Raw genomic sequence first — 15,149 nt, 5'->3', positions numbered from 1 at the left:
CGGGCCTTCACTTGGTGCTTGCGGGCCACTTTCACCCGGGCGGAGGAGCTGCACACCTCGGGTGTCCGCCATCTGTGGACAACCCGCCACAGCAGTCTCCTCGGGTCACTCCTGTTCGACCAGTGTGGCGCAGATCACATGACGGTCTCGGCTTCCCCGAGGCAGCCCCCGGGGGCCGGCAGCGCGCGACGGGGTGGTCCCTACACTGCCGCTCATGCCCCCGACCGAGCCGATCGAGCCGACCGCGGACCACTCCTCGTCGGACCGGCGTCTCGTCGCACTGCTCCTGGTCGTCCTCACGGCGGCGGGCGTGCTCTGGTTCGTGGTGCTCGGTGCGTGGTGGCTCAACTCCGACGGCAGCGCCTACCTCTCGGTCGGCTACAACGTCATCCACGGCGACGGATACCGGCTCATCGACGGCACTCCCCTCCACTGGTGGGACCGCCCCGTCTACCCCCTCGCCCTCACGGCGCCGTGGCTCGTCCACGAGAGCCTCGCCGCCTCGATCTGGGTCTCGCGGCTGCCGCTGGTCCTGCTGGCCCCGCTGGGCGGGCTCCTCACGCTCCGCCTGACCCGGTCGTGGACGGCCGCCGTCGCGGCAGGCGTGGCCGCCGTCGCGCAGCCGTGGACGCTGGTCTCGGGCGGCTCCTACTTCGTGCCCGACGGCTGGGTCTGCGCCACCACCGTCATGGCGCTGGTGGCAGCGGTCCTCGCCACGACAGGGCCTCGCACCAGCCGGCCCTGGGTCGTCGTGGCGTGCCTGGCGACCGTCGTCTCGATCCTGACCAAGGAGACGGGGGCACTGGCGATCCCGCTGTGCGTGGCCGCCGTCGTCCTGATCCGCACCCACCTGCCGCGCTGGGTGTCCGGACTCCTCGTGGTCGCCACCGTGCCGGCGACGTACTACGCCACAGTCCTCACCGCGGGCGCCACGGGCACCTCGTTCCTCGACGCAGCGGTGGCCGCCCCCGACCGCGTGCAGCACCAGGCGTTCGTGGACTCGCCCCTGTTCATCGCCTTCGCCGCCCTGACCGTGGTGATCATCCTGTGGTCGGCGCCTCGGGTCGACCGACCGCTCGAGCTGACCGGGCTGCTGCTGTGCGCGAGCGGGTCCGGTCTCGCGATCTACTCCGCCAGCGCCGGCCTCGCGACCCGCAACGCCGCCCTGCTCCCCTCCGGGATCGCCTTCCTCGTCGGTGCCCTCGTAGCCCGAGGCCTGGCGCGCCGCCCGTCCCCCGCCCGTGCCCCGAGGCTGCGGCGGGCCGCCGGCGCGGTCGGGGTGGTCGCAGCGCTGGCGATGGTCGTGACCACAGCCGCCTCCGGAGCCGTGTCGGCCGGCTCACGGCGCCCCGCCGACCAGCAGGGGTGGCAGATCCAGGCCTCGCACGACGTGGCCGACTGGCTCTCCGAGCACGCCGAGGGTCGGACCGTCGGCTGCACCCTGCAGTACTGCAGCTTCTACTGGCTCGCCTCCCACGCGAAGGTGGACCTCGAGCTCATCCCGCAGTACGCCGCACCTCCGGGCAGCTCCGACAACCGGCTCTACTGGAGCGAGCGATCGGGCTTCCGCGGACGGACCCATGGCGCGCCCGGGTGCAAGGGCCGTGCGCTGGTCATGACCAGGTCGGACGAGCGGTTCGGGTCGATCTTCGAGTGCGACCTGCTGAACTTCGTCCGGACCCGGCACCCCGCCTACATCGTCGCGACCGGCTGGGCGACGCTCACCTTCGACGCCGGGGGGCTCATCCCCTACCTCGAGGTGAGCCCGGCCTTCCGCCGGGTCTACCTCCAGCAGCCGGCGCACGGGAACTGGTGGCAGGCCATGGCGGTCTACGAGGTCGTCGACGACGACCCCCAGCGCGTCCCGGACGCCCCGACGTTCTACTCCGACACTGCCTGGCAGACCCTCGGCGGCGCCCTGACCCCGCGGGACCGGCTCCTGGACCGCACCTGCTTCGTCCGCATGATGCGCCAGATCCTCCGCAGCTCCTCGGACCTCTCGTCCTGGAGCGACCTGCCGGCCTGCGCCCGCGAGGCGCCGGCTCCCGGCACGACGGTCCGCGACCGGGTCGCCTCCGGCTGACCCGAGCACTCCCCTCACCGCCGCGCCCCGGCGCACACCTGGGTCGCGCAGACGTGCGCCGGCCCCGTCGGTGCGTGAGCGACGGGGCCGGCCTCGGAGGGGAACTACCGCAGCACGGGGTGCTTCTGCACCACGTCCTGACGCTCCCACCAGTCGCCGAGTCCGAGCCAACGGCCGGCGCCCAGGGCGGCCAGGGTCAGCAGGACCAGCGCGTAGACGAGGTGATCGTCCATGAACGGGTTGTTGTCGGGGGGCAGGACCGCGGTCCACATGAGGACCAGGAGGACCGTGCCGGCCCAGGCGGCGAGGTTCATGAAGACACCTGCGAGCAGGGCCACGCCGATGCCCAGCAGCCCGAGCATGAAGAGCCAGTCCACCCAGGTCTGGCCGGCGAGGTCGTTGTAGAGGCCCTTGAACGGTCCTGCGGCCGCGAAGCCGAGGAAGCCCTTGGTCGGGCTGCCGCCGTTGAGCCAGGAGTCCTTCGACGCGGTCTCGTGACCGAGGCCGAAGGTCTTGTCGAGGAACGCCCACAGGAAGATCCAGCCCAGGGAGAGCCGGGTGAGGCCGCCGAGCAAGGCGACCGCGTGGTTCTCGGTCAGCTCGTGGAGCCTGTGGTCGTGTGCGGTGGTGTGGAGCGTGGTGGCCATGATCCCCTCCAGAGATCGGGTGCTCCGGCACTCCTGGGGCTGATCTGCGGCCCCCGTCGGAGCACAACCTTCACCTCGATAGTGCTCCTGTTCTTGTCAGACTGACAGTCTTTCGACGTGTCTGCTGCGTCACCCCGGGACGTCCCACGTGGGCAGCAGGTCCGCGAACAGGTCGCCGTCCTCGGCGAGGCGTCGGAGCACCACGTCGTAGGTCAGCTGCTCGAGTGCGCCGACCTCCTCGGCACCCTCCTCGACCTCGTCCCAGGTCCGCGGCGCCGCGGCGTACGGCGTGAGGGCGCCGCGCATCGAGTAGGGGCTGATCGTCGTCTTGGCGGCGGTGTTCTGCGACCAGTCGAGGAACACCTTGCCCGGCCGCTTGGTCTTCGTCATGACCGAGGTGACCAGCGACCTGTGCGACTTCTCCAGCCCCTCGGCGATCTGGCGAGCCGCATCGCGGACCTGGTCGGAGGTGAGGTCGCCGGGCATGGGTGCGTAGAGGTGCAGGCCCTTGCTGCCCGAGGTGACCGGCACGCAGGGCAGGCCCAGGGAGGAGAGCTTGTCGCGCACCAGCAGGGCCACCTGCGCGCACTCGTGCAGCGAGGCCGGGTGCCCCGGGTCGAGGTCGATGACCATGCGGTCAGGGTTGACCGGGCCGTCCTTGCCGAAGCGCCACTGGTGCACGTGCAGCTCCAGCGACGCCAGGTTGGCGAGGTAGGTCAGGCCGGCCAGCGAGTCGACGAACGGGTAGCTGATCCGGTCCCCGCCACCTCGCGAGCCGGACGACGTGACGGTGACCCGGGGCAGCCAGTCCGGTGCGCCCGAGGGCAGGTTCTTCTCGAAGAACGACTGGTCGCCGGTGCCGTGCGGCCAGCGGATGCGGGTGACCCCGCGCCCGGCCAGGTGGGGCAGCAGGGTCGGTGCGACCTGGGCGTAGTAGTGCAGCACCTCGCCCTTGGTCGTCCCGGTGTCGGGGTAGAGCACCTTGGACAGGTTGCTCAGCTTGAGCGTCCGCCCGTCGACGTCGACCCGGACCTCCTCCTGCGTGGCCTCAGCCATCCAGCGTCTCCTCGAGCAGCAGCAGGTCCTCGGGACGCAGGTCCGTGCGCACGCCGAGGTAGGACGGCTGGCGCAGCCGCTTCTGCGGCGTCAGCCCCAGGCTGGCCACCTCGAGCACCACCTCGGGACGCACCCACCGCGCGCCCACGCGGTCCTCGCGCGGCACCTCGGTGCCGAACGGGCTGTCCTCCACCTCGGTGCCGGCCAGCCTCTCCCTCAACGCCTCCCCCGCCGTCCCGGCGAGCCCGCTGCCGACGCGCCCACGGTAGACCAGCCCCTCCTCGGTCGGCTCCCCCACCAGCACCGAGCCCAGCCGTCGCGACGCGGTCTCCGTGCGCCACGCGCCGACGACGTAGGACCCCGTCGGGCGGTGCGGGAACTTCAGCCAGTCGGGGCTGCGCACCCCCGGGCGGTACGCCGACCCGCGCCGCTTGCTCACGATGCCCTCGAGGCCCTGCGCCCTGGTGGCGTCCAGCAGGACCTGCCCGTCGTCGTACGCCGGAGGGACGCGCCAGCGCGGCCCCTCCTCGACCAGGTCGGCGAGCACCTGGCGGCGCTGCTCGAGCGGGAGGGGGGTCAGGTCGAGCCCGTCCAGGTGCATCAGGTCGAACAGCAGGAGCGTGACGGGGTTGGTGGCCGCCAGCTGCTCGGCCCTCCTCGCGTGGGCGACGTGCATGCGTTCGGCGAGGGCGCCGAAGACCGGCAGCCCGTCCAGGAACGCCACGACCTCGCCGTCGAGGACCACGTCCTTGCCGCCGAAGGTCGCCCGTCCGGCCAGCCCCTGGAGGTCGGGGAAGGAGACGGTCACGTCGTTCTCGTTGCGCGAGTGCAGGGTCAGCCGGCCGTCGCGCACGGTGGCGATCACGCGCATGCCGTCCCACTTGACCTCGTGCAACCACTCCGACCCGGCGGGGACGTAGGTGCCACGAGTGGCCAGCATCGGGCGCATGCGGACCATCCTGACGGGTAGCGTGCAAGCATGCGAGCCATCTGGAAGGGCGCCGTCTCGTTCGGCCTGGTCACGGTGCCGGTGAAGCTCTACTCCGCCACGGAGAGCCACGACGTCTCCTTCCGCCAGGTGCACGCCAAGGACGGCGGGCGGATCAAGTACCAACGCGTCTGCTCGCTCGACGGCGAGGAGGTCGCCTACGCCGACATCGCCAAGGGCTACGAGACCGACGACGGTGAGATGGTCATCCTCACCGACGACGACCTGGCCGAGCTCCCACTGAGCAGCAGCAAGGAGATCTCGGTCGAGAAGTTCGTGCCCAGCGACCAGATCGACCCGCTGATGCTGGAGAAGTCCTATTACCTCGAGCCGGAGAAGTCCGGCGTCCGGCCCTACGCCCTCCTCCGCGACGCCCTCCGCGAGAGCGACCGCGTCGCCGTCGTGACCGTGTCGCTCCGCACGCGCACCTCGCCGGCCCTCCTCCGCGTCCGGGACGACGTCCTGGTGATGCAGACCCTGATGTGGCCCGACGAGATCCGCGCCGCGGACTTCCCCGTCCTCGAGGAGGCCGGGGAGCCCAGGAAGCAGGAGCTCAAGATGGCCCAGATGCTCCTGGAGACCCTGGCCGGCGACTTCGACCCGGCGGACTTCGAGGACGACTACGCCGAGGCCGTCGAGAAGCTCGTCGAGGCCAAGCGCCAGGGCGGGGAGGTCACCCGCACCAAGCCGGAGGAGGCCTCGTCCGGCGAGGTCGTCGACCTCCTGGCCGCCCTCCAGCGCTCGGTCGAGGCCGCCAAGACGGGACGTGGCGAGAGCTCGTCGTCGTCCTCGTCCTCGTCCTCCTCCGACGACGCGGAGAAGCCGGCCAAGAAGTCCTCACCGCCCAAGAAGAAGTCCGACACGAAGAAGAAGTCGGCCACCAAGAAGCCCGCCGCCAAGAAGACGACCTCCAAGAAGACTGCGGCCAAGAAGGCCAGCTGACCGTACGCCGGGCGCGACCGCGAGGTGGTCGAGAGCCCGGGAGTCGCCTGTGCACCGGAGAGAAAGTGTCGGAGCTCGGTGGTGGGATGAGGTCATGACAGCGACCGCCGGGTTCACCGCCCCCGCCCCTGAGGACCTGACCTCCCAGGGCCGTGGGTGGCGTCGTGAGGTGCTGTTGTCCGGGGTCCGTGCCGAGCAGCGCACGATCGAGGCGGCCGAGGCCCGCACGCTGTCCCTGGTCACCGAGTGGGCCGACCTGCACCGCGCCGACACGGTCGCCCTCGACGGCGACTCTCTCCTACCGGCGCCGGTCTCGGTGGACCCAGCGAACATGCCGATCCTCATGTCGGGGGTCGCGGTCGACGAGTACTGCGTGACCGAGCTCGCCACGACCCTGCGCACCAGCCACGGCGCTGCCCGGTCGTTGACCCAGGACGCCCTGGAGCTCCGTGAGCGTCTGCCCCGCTGCTGGGCCCGGGTCCACGCCGGCAAGCTCCCCGCCTGGAAGGCCCGCACCGTGGCCCAGCAGACCCGGACCCTGCCGGAGGAGGCGGCGGACTGGGTCGACCGCAACCTCGCCCCGTTCACCACCAGCCTGTCGGTGACCCGGATCAAGAACGCCATCGACGCCGCGGTCCTGCGCTTCGACCCCGACCCTGCCGCGGCCGAGGCCGAGGCCGCGAGTGACAAGCGGGGGGTGTGGTTCGACTACGAGCACGGGGCCGACGACCTCGTCCTGCAGGACAGCCGACCCGACGGCACCATGCGGTTCGAGGGCCTCACCTCGGTCCCCGACGGCCTGGACTTCCGTGACGCACTCAAGACCACGGCCACCGAGCTGGGCATCCTCGGCGACGACTCCCCCGAGCTGGTCCGCATGTCCAAGGCCATCGGGATCCTCGCCGACCCGCAGCACGCCATCGACCTGTCCCACTCCGCCGACGCCGTCATCAACGCCGAGACCGGGGAGACCGGGGAGACCGGGGAGACCGGAGACGGTGACCCGGTGCCGCGCCGCCGGCCGAACCGGGCCCCCCGGGCCCCCCGGGTCCGCAGCCCGCTGGGGGTCGAGCGCCCCATCCACCTGCACCTGCACACCTCCACCGACGTCGCAAGGATCCAGGCCAGCGGCCTGCCCCACGCCGCGTCCCCGATCTCGCGGGCCGCGGTCGAGCAGTGGCTCGCCGACCTCGCCCCCGGCACACGCGTGCAGGTCACCCCCGTGATCGACCTCAACCACCACCACGCCGTCGACGCCTACGAAGCCCCCGACCACCTCCGCGCCCTGGTCGACGAACGCGACCACGGCTGCGTGTTCCCCTACTGCACCAACCGAGGCCGCTACGACCTCGACCACACCGACCCGTTCCTCGACCCCGACGACGGCGGACCACCCGGGCAGACGTCCAACCACAACCTCGCCAAGCTCTGCCGACACCACCACCGAGCCAAGACCCACGGACACTGGACCTACCGACGCATCACCGACCCCTGGGACCTCGACATCGGCTGGCCCGAACACCACTGGCCCGATGACGACTGGACAACCGCAGCACCCGTGATCAGCGCCGACGACCGCGGCGGACCACCCGCCGCCTACCGCTGGGACTCACCCCTCGGCCACGCCTACCTCGTCACCGCCACCGGCACCTACCCCCTCGACTGACGACGCAGCGCACGGACGTGCGCGGGCGAGCGGCGCGCGGATGCGGGTCCGGTGACCTGAGGTCGCGGTCATGTGGTCCTACCGGTCCGAGAGATCGCTGCTGTCGGTCTGCTCCCAGGACTCGGTGCTGTCGGTGATGAGCGTCGGGTCGTTCGCCTCCTTCGCCAGCGTGGGGTCGTTCGCCTCGGCGGCGTCGATCCTGTCGTCGATGTCGTCGCTCTCGCTGATGTCGCACCAGAGCAACGGCTCCGCGATCTCACACCAGAGCAACTGGGCGGTGCTGTCGAGCCAGGCGACCCGAACGGTCCGGGGCCGCCGAGCGAGCGGGGCACTGGCCCGCGGAGCCCTCGTAGCGGGCGTGGTCACGCTGTGCGCGGTCGCGCACCGGGTGCGCGCTCGCCGCTAGTCCTCGGGGCACCTGTCCACCGCAGGCACGGCGGCCCCGCCCCCGGGGTCAGTCCCTCAGGTGCCGGCGCGCCTGCGAGGACTCGCGGAACCGCTGGTGGACGGCGTGGAACACCAGGTCGGCGACCCGCGGCGTCAGCAGGTTGAGCGCGTCGATCGCGCGGGCCGGCAACGGGTCGACCGTCACGGGGCGGTCCTCGAGCGCGCGCACGACCTTGGCGGCCGCCTGCTCCGCAGTGAGAGCCGGCGCCTTGGCGTAGAGCCCGGTCGGGCCGATCATGTCGGTCCGCACCAGCGACATCCGCACGTTGGTGAAGGTGATGTTGTCGCCGAGGTACTCACGTGCGGCGATCCGGCTGAACACGTCGAGCGCGGACTTGGAGGCGAGGTAGGCCGAGAACTTCGGCGCCTTGACCAGCACGCCCCAGCTCAGCACGTTGACGACGTGGCCGAACCCCTGGTCGACCATCGCCGGCAGCAGCCCCATCGTCAGCCGGACGGGCCCGAAGTAGTTGATCTCCATCGTGCGCTCGTAGTCGTGCATGCGCTCGTATGACGACGCGATCGACCGGCGGATCGAGCGGCCCGCGTTGTTGACCAGGTAGTCGACCCCACCGTGCTCGGCGAGCACGACCTTGACCAGGTCGTCGACCGCCTCCCCGGAGGACAGGTCGCACGGGTAGCAGTGCGCCACTCCGCCGGCGGCGGTGATGTCGACAGCGACGCGTCGCAGCTCGTCGGCCCGCCGCGCCACCAGGAGCACCTCGGCACCGCGGGCGGCGCAGGCCAGCGCGGTCGCCTCCCCGATGCCCGACGACGCCCCGGTCACCATCACCCGTCGCCCCTGCAGGGGCGACGGCAGGTCGGCCCCCGTGAGCAGCGAGACCAGCCGTCGGGCGCGCGAGACGGGTCCAGCGAGCAGGACGGCCGGCACGCCCCTCATGACACCACCGGCCGTCGGCCCGCCCAGGGGCGCGCCTTCTCGATCTCGGCGGCCAGCGCGAGCAGCGTGGTCTCGGCCCCGCGCCGTGCGACCAGCTGGACCGAGGTGGGCAGGTCGTCGGGGCTGAGCCCGGCGGGGACCGCCGCGGCCGGGTGGCCCGTGACGTTCCAGATCGCGCAGTAGCCGACCATCGGGGTGCTCGCGAGCAGGGACGGGACGGCCGAGCGGCCCTCGACCGCGCCCACCGGAGGCGGCAGGCCGGGGATCGTCGGGGTGAGCAGCACGTCGACGAGCCCGAAGACCCGCGCGTCCACGATCTCGGCGATGCGCTCCCCGCGCCGTTCGGCGGCCGCGACCACCCGCGGCGTCGCCCACACGCCCAGCCGCGCCATCTCGCGGGTGCGCTTCTCCAGCCGGTCGGGGTGCTGCACGCGCCGGGTCTCCTCGCGCACCGCACCGAAGAGCTGGGGGAGGAAGGCGGCGGTCACGTCGGGGTAGCGAGGGGCGACCTCGACCACCTCGTGCCCGAGGTCGCCCAGCAGCGTCACCGTCTCACGCAGGGCCTGCGCCTGCTCGGCGCTCGGCTTCACCCCCGGCACCGTCGACCTGGGGGTCCAGCCGATCCGCAGCCGGGGGGCGGACCCGTCGCCGCCGGACCGGGCGGCGTCGACGAACGAGGTGCTGTCCGGGGCCCGCCAGCGGTCGGTCGGGGTCACGCGGTCGCGCAGGACGTCGTACACCAGGGCGCTGTCGAGCACGGACCGGGTGAGCGGGCCGATCACTCCGAGGCTCCCCCACAGGTCCGGCCACGGGGACGCCGAGACCCTGCCGCGGGTGGGCTTGAGGCCGAAGAGGCCGCAGCAGGCCGAGGGAATGCGGATCGAGCCGCCCCCGTCCCCACCGATCGCGGCCGCGACCATGCCCGAGGCGACCGCGGCCGCGGTGCCCCCGGAAGAGCCCCCGGGAGTCCGGGAGGTGTCCCACGGGTTGAGGGTGTTGCCGAAGCGCTCGGACTCGGTGAACGGGAACTGCCCGAACTCGGGCAGGTTGGTCTTGCCCACCACCACCGCTCCGGCCTCACGCAGCAGGCGCGTCGCCTCGCCGTCCTCGGCGACCGGCTCGCTGTTGCCGTGGCCGCCGAAGCTGGTCACCAGGCCGGCGACGTCGTTCTCGTCCTTGATCGCGACGGGCACGCCGTGCAGCGGGCCGAGCGGCTCCCCCGCGGCCTGCGCGGCATCGCGGGCGGCGGCCTCGGCCCGCGCCGCGTCGGCGGCCACCACCGTGAACGCGTGGAGCGTCGGGTCCACCTGCTCGATGCGGGCCAGCGTCGCCTCGAGCAGCGCCGCGGCGCTGACCTCGCCCGCGGCCACCGCGGTGGCCTGCCCGGAGACGCCGGACCAGAGGAGCTCGTCAGTCATGGCGTCACGGTAGTGGTCGCGACCATCCCGGCCAGCGGCTGGTCAGGACGACAGCAGGGTGCGCACGACCCGCAGGCCCACCGACATCCGCGCCAGGTCCGCCCGGTCGTCGGTGCAGATCTCGCGGAGCGTCTGCACGGCCCGCTCGACCAGCACGCCGTCGCCGTCCTCCCACGTGGCGATCCGCCGCGCCACAGCCTCCTCGGAGGAGTCCCCGTCGTCGGCCCCGCCGGTGCGGTCGATCACCTGCGAGGTGAGGGCCGCGTGCACGGAGTAGAGGTCGTCGCGCAGCGCCGCGCGCGCCATCGTCTGCCAGCGGTCGGTGCGGGGCAGGTCGAGGATGCGCTGGATCAGGATCGGCAGGCTCAGCTTCTCGCCCACCAGCAGGTGGGTCCTGGCCACCAGCAGCGGGTCGAGGTCGTCGCGCCGGGCGGTCTCGACCACCGACAGCAGCGAGTAGCACAGCGGCAGGATCGCCGCGCGGCGCGCGAGGTCGGCAGGGACGCCCTGCTCCTCCAACCCGGTGCGCCACTTGTCGAAGAGGTCGCGCTGCTCACCGACCACGATGTCGGGCATCTGCTCGAGCAGGTCGGCGACCATCGGCCGGAACCAGTCGACCGTGGCCTGGCTGTCCAGCGGCGGCCGGCGGTTGTTGAGCAGCCACCGCGTCGCGCGCTCGACCAGGGTGCGCATCTGCAGCCGCATCATCATCTGCGTGCGCGTGGCGATGCGGTTGTCGTAGGAGAACACCGTGTCCACGAAGGGCCGCGAGCCGTAGATCTCGCGCGCCACGAAGTTGGCCCGGACGATCTCCTCGGCCGAGGAGCCGGTCTCCTCCGAGAGCCGGTGGTAGAAGGTGATCCCGGCGCCGTTGATCAGCGCGTTGACCGTGGCGGTGGTGACGATCTCGCGGCGCAGCGGGTGCTGGCGGATCTGGTCGGCGTACGTCGTCCGCATCTTCTCCGGGAAGTACTCCAGCAGGTCGACCTCGAGGAACGGGTCGTCCGGCAGGTCGGTCTCGACGAGCTCCTGGGCCAGCACGATCTTGGTGTAGGACAGCAGGACCGCGAGCTCGGGCGAGGACAGCCCCTCGCCCTGCTCGATGCGCGCCTGGAGCTCCTCGGTGGTGGGGAGGAACTCCAGGGCCCGGTCGAGGTGGCCCTCGCGCTCGAGCCGCTGCATCCAGTCCTCGTGCACGTGCGCCAGCGGCGCGGCCTGCATGTCGGCCCCGGACATCGCGACGTTCTGCTCGTAGTTGTCGACCAGGACCAGCGCCCCGACCTCGTCGGTCATCGAGGCGAGCAGGTCGTTGCGCTGCTTCTGGGTCAGGTCGCCGTCGCGCACCACGCGGTCGAGCAGGATCTTGATGTTGACCTCGTGGTCGGACGTGTCCACCCCGGCGGAGTTGTCGATGAAGTCGGTGTTGATCCGGCCGCCCTCGCCGCCACGGCCCTCGCGGGCGTACTCGATGCGCCCGAGCTGGGTGAGCCCGAGGTTGCCGCCCTCGCCCACGCACCGGCAGCGCAGCTGCGAGCCGTTGACCCGGATCGCGTCGTTGGCCTTGTCCCCAACGTCGGCGTGGCTCTCGGTCGAGGCCTTGACGTAGGTGCCGATGCCGCCGTTCCACAGCAGGTCCACGTCGGCGAGCAGGATCGCGCGCATCAGCTCCTGCGGCGTCATCGTGGACCGGTCGCCCGCGATGCCGAGGGACCGGCGGACCTCCTCGCCCACGGGGATCGACTTGCTGCTGCGGGAGTAGACGCCGCCCCCCGCGGAGATCAGGGTGTGGTCGTAGTCCTGCCAGCTCGACCGCGGCAGGTCGAAGAGCCGCTTGCGCTCGGCGAAGGACGTCGCGGCGTCGGGTGAGGGGTCCAGGAAGATGTCGCGGTGGTCGAAGGCCGCGACCAGGCGCGTGTGCTCCGAGAGCAGCATCCCGTTGCCGAAGACGTCACCGGACATGTCACCGATGCCGACGCAGGTGAAGTCCTCGTGCTGGCAGTCCACCCCCTCCTCGCGGAAGTGGCGCTTGACCGACTCCCACGCGCCGCGCGCGGTGATGCCCATCGCCTTGTGGTCGTAGCCGACCGAGCCGCCCGAGGCGAAGGCGTCGCCCAGCCAGTAGCCGTAGGACTGGGAGATCTCGTTGGCGATGTCCGAGAACGTCGCGGTGCCCTTGTCGGCCGCGACGACCAGGTAGGTGTCGTCCCCGTCGTGGCGTACGACGTCGCGCGGCGGCACCGCCTCGCCGTCCACGAGGTTGTCGGTGAGGTCGAGCAGGCCCGAGATGAACATGCGGTAGCAGGCCTTGCCCTCCGCCAGCCAGGCCTCGCGGTCCTTGGCCGGGTCGGGCAGCTGCTTGGGGAAGAACCCGCCCTTGGAGCCGACGGGCACGATCACCGAGTTCTTCACCATCTGTGCCTTGACCAGCCCCAGCACCTCGGTGCGGAAGTCGTCGCGACGGTCGCTCCAGCGCAGACCGCCACGCGCCACGGGACCGAACCGCAGGTGGACGCCCTCGACCCGCGGCGAGTAGACGAAGATCTCGAACCGCGGTCGCGGCTCGGGCAGCTCGGGGATCGCGCTCGGCTCGAGCTTGAAGGAGATGTAGGGCTTGGGACCGCCCGTGCCGTCCTCGCCCCCGGACTGGTAGAAGTTCGTCCGCAGCGTGGCGTTGACGACCGTGAGGTAGGAGCGCAGGATGCGGTCCTGGTCCAGGCTGGCGACGTCCTCGAGCGCGCGCTCGATCCGCCCCTCGAGCTCGGTGCACCGCTCGCCGCGGTCCCCGGTGAAGCCGGGGTCGAACCGCGCCTCGAACAGCTGCACCAGCATGCGCGTGATCGGCGCGTTGTTGAGCAGCGCGCCCTCGATGTAGTCCTGCGCGAACGGTGTGCCGCCCTGGCGCATGTACTTCGCGTAGGCGCGGAGCACGGTCGCCTGGCGCCAGTCGAGCTCGGCGTCGAGGACGAGCGCGTTGAACCCGTCGGCCTCGTTGCGGGCGTACCAGACCGCGGCGATCGCGTCCTGCACCAGCTCGCGCGCCTCCCACGACACGGGGCGGTGGTGCCGCAGGCCGAAGTCGTAGAGGTGGGTCTCGCGGTCGAGGCCCTCCAGCTCGTAGGGCCACTCGTCGACGACCTCGACACCCATCGACGACAGGATCGGCAGCACCTCGCTCAGCGACAGCGGGCCGCCGATGCGGTAGATCTTCAGCCGGGCCTCGTTGGCGCCGCAGTCCACCGGCCGGTAGAACGACAGCCCGATGCCCTCGTCGCCCTCGATCGCCTCGAGCTGACCGATGTCGACCGCGCCCGTGCGGGCCTTGTAGTCCTCCTTGTAGGCCTCGGGGAACGAGTCGGCGTACTTCCGGGCGAGCGCCGAGCCCTTGGACTCGCCGTACTCCTCGCGGACGGCGGCGACGAAGTCGTCCTCCCACGAGCGGGCGGCCTCGGCGAGCTTCTGCTCCAGCTCGGGGACGGCGACCTCGCCCTCCACCGTCTGGCCCCGGGGCGGCCGCACCACGAAGTGCAGCCGCGCGAGCATCGACTCCGAGACGCGAGCGGTGTACTCGATGGTCTCCCCGCCCAGCTCCTTGAGCAGGATCGCCGAGATCCGCTCGCGGACGCCGGTGTTGTAGCGGTCCCGCGGCAGGTAGACCAGGCAGGACAGGAACCGGCGATAGGCGTCGTAGCGGACGAAGAGACGCACCTGCCGCCGCTCCCGCGTCTGCAGCACCGCCATCGCGATCGGCTGGAGGTCCTCGAGCGGGGTCTGGAAGAGCTCGTCGCGCGGGTAGTTCTCCAGCACGTCCATGAGCGCCTTGCCGGTGTGGCTGGCGCGCTCGACTCCGGCGGACTCGATGACGGCGTAGGCCTTCTCCCGCAGCAGCGGGATGCGCGTGAGGGACTCGGTGTAGGCCGTGGAGGAGTAGAGGCCGAGGAAGCGCCGCTCCCCCACGACCGCGCCCGACTCGTCGAAGGTCTTGACCCCGACGTAGTCGAGGTAGGCGGGCCGGTGGACCGTCGACTTGGAGTTGGCCTTGGCCAGCACCAGGAGCTTGAGCTCGCGCGCCTTCTCCCGCACCAGGGGCGGCATCTTGCCGAAGGACGTCGACATCGTCTGGTCGGCACGCAGGATGCCGAGCCCGGTCCCGGTGACCGCGCGCAGCACCTCCTCGCCGGCCTCCTCGCCGAGGAGGTACTCGCGGTAGCCGAGGAACGTGAAGTGGTCGTCGGCCAGCCAGCTGAGCAGGTCGATGCCCTGCTCGACCTCGTACTGCGGGAGCGAGGCGGGCGGCTGCGCCCGCAGGTCGTCGATCACGTCGAGCACCTGCTGGCGCATCTTCTCCCAGTCCTCGACGGACTCGCGCACGTCGCTGAGCACCTTCTGCAGGCGCGAGACAGTGCGGTCCAGCTCGGCCTGGCTGGCGTCGCGGTCGATCTCGACGTGCATCCACGACTCGCGCAGCACGTCGTGCTCGGACTCGACCTGGGTCGACTCGTCCTCGATCACCTCGACCAGCTCGCCGGTGAGCGTGCGGCGCACGATGAGCTGCGGGTGGACGACCAGGTGCACCCCCCGCCCTTCGTCGTTGAGCTCCATCGTCACCGAGTCGACCAGGAACGACATGTCGTCGGTGACCACCTCGACGACCGTGTGCCCGCCCGCCGACCAGCCGTGCTCCGCCACGGTCGGGGTGAACGCGCGCACGTTGGCGACGCCGGGAAGCCGCCTCTCCGCCAGGCGGTAGTGGCTCAGGGCCGCCCCCAGCACGTCGGTGTCGGCGCGCTCGCCGAGGTCCTCGAAGGCGACGTGGCGCCAGTACTGCCTCAGCAGCGCCTCCAGGGCCGCTCTGGGCGGCGTGCCCGTCCCCTTCTTGCCACTGGCCGTCGCGGCGGCCTTCACGATCAGCTCGTCCTTGGGGTCTGCGGACTTGGTGGTGGGCACGTCTTCGACACTATTGCGCCTCCGATCCGCTGCCAACCACCCCATCTGCGACGTGCC

Annotated in this window: 10 protein-coding genes; 3 read left to right on the top strand and 7 right to left on the bottom strand. The window is 71.6% G+C overall.

Features of this window, described 5'->3' with window-relative positions:
• Positions 1-214 precede the first annotated feature (214 nt).
• Complete coding sequence (locus J2S63_RS18135) at positions 215-2,083, top strand: hypothetical protein (RefSeq protein ID WP_310305199.1); 1,869 nt, start codon at positions 215-217, stop codon at positions 2,081-2,083.
• A gap of 104 nt (positions 2,084-2,187) precedes the next feature.
• Here the strand turns inward: J2S63_RS18135 and J2S63_RS18130 are convergent, their stop codons facing one another.
• From J2S63_RS18130 to ligD (J2S63_RS18120), 3 genes are all read right to left on the bottom strand, one after another.
• A complete protein-coding gene (locus J2S63_RS18130; protein ID WP_310305196.1) occupies positions 2,188-2,730 on the bottom strand; it encodes a hypothetical protein in 543 nt (180 codons plus the stop codon).
• Positions 2,731-2,859: 129 nt separating this feature from the next.
• Positions 2,860-3,786 carry a non-homologous end-joining DNA ligase gene (ligD, locus tag J2S63_RS18125; RefSeq protein WP_310305195.1) on the bottom strand — a complete coding sequence of 309 codons (927 nt, stop codon included), beginning with the start codon at positions 3,784-3,786 and terminating at the stop codon, positions 2,860-2,862.
• Positions 3,779-4,735: a non-homologous end-joining DNA ligase gene (gene ligD / locus J2S63_RS18120; protein ID WP_310305193.1), complete on the bottom strand. Its 957-nt coding sequence runs from the start codon at positions 4,733-4,735 to the stop codon at positions 3,779-3,781. The genes ligD (J2S63_RS18125) and ligD (J2S63_RS18120) overlap by 8 nt, the downstream gene beginning before the upstream one ends.
• 30 nt (positions 4,736-4,765) lie before the next feature.
• Between ligD (J2S63_RS18120) and ku the strand changes: the two genes are divergently transcribed.
• Together ku and J2S63_RS18110 are read left to right on the top strand one after the other, a co-directional pair.
• Positions 4,766-5,716 (top strand): non-homologous end joining protein Ku, encoded by a 951-nt coding sequence (ku, locus tag J2S63_RS18115; RefSeq protein WP_310305191.1) that lies wholly within the window; start codon positions 4,766-4,768, stop codon positions 5,714-5,716.
• 94 nt (positions 5,717-5,810) lie between these two features.
• Positions 5,811-7,382, top strand: a complete 1,572-nt coding sequence (locus tag J2S63_RS18110) for an HNH endonuclease signature motif containing protein (RefSeq protein ID WP_310305189.1) — start codon at positions 5,811-5,813, stop codon at positions 7,380-7,382.
• A gap of 78 nt (positions 7,383-7,460) precedes the next feature.
• On the opposite strand, the gene J2S63_RS18105 is transcribed toward J2S63_RS18110, so the two are convergent.
• The 4 genes from J2S63_RS18105 to J2S63_RS18090 form a co-directional block, all read right to left on the bottom strand.
• On the bottom strand, positions 7,461-7,748 hold the full coding sequence (locus J2S63_RS18105; RefSeq protein WP_310305188.1) for a hypothetical protein: 288 nt from the start codon (positions 7,746-7,748) through the stop codon (positions 7,461-7,463).
• 88 nt (positions 7,749-7,836) lie between these two features.
• Positions 7,837-8,730, bottom strand: a complete 894-nt coding sequence (locus tag J2S63_RS18100; RefSeq protein WP_310305186.1) for an SDR family NAD(P)-dependent oxidoreductase — start codon at positions 8,728-8,730, stop codon at positions 7,837-7,839.
• The gene (locus J2S63_RS18095; protein WP_310305184.1) at positions 8,727-10,148 is read right to left on the bottom strand and encodes an amidase; all 1,422 of its coding nucleotides are present in this window, start codon (positions 10,146-10,148) and stop codon (positions 8,727-8,729) included. The genes J2S63_RS18100 and J2S63_RS18095 overlap by 4 nt, the downstream gene beginning before the upstream one ends.
• A gap of 42 nt (positions 10,149-10,190) precedes the next feature.
• Entirely contained in the window at positions 10,191-15,092 is a 4,902-nt protein-coding gene (locus J2S63_RS18090) for an NAD-glutamate dehydrogenase (RefSeq protein ID WP_310305181.1), read from the bottom strand.
• Between the last annotated feature and the right edge of the window lie 57 nt (positions 15,093-15,149).

The sequence above is a fragment of the Nocardioides marmoribigeumensis genome (genome assembly GCF_031458325.1).
In the GTDB taxonomy this organism is placed as follows: Bacteria; Actinomycetota; Actinomycetes; order Propionibacteriales; family Nocardioidaceae; genus Marmoricola_A; species Marmoricola_A marmoribigeumensis.
This window is presented reverse-complemented; position numbering and strand designations above follow the sequence as displayed.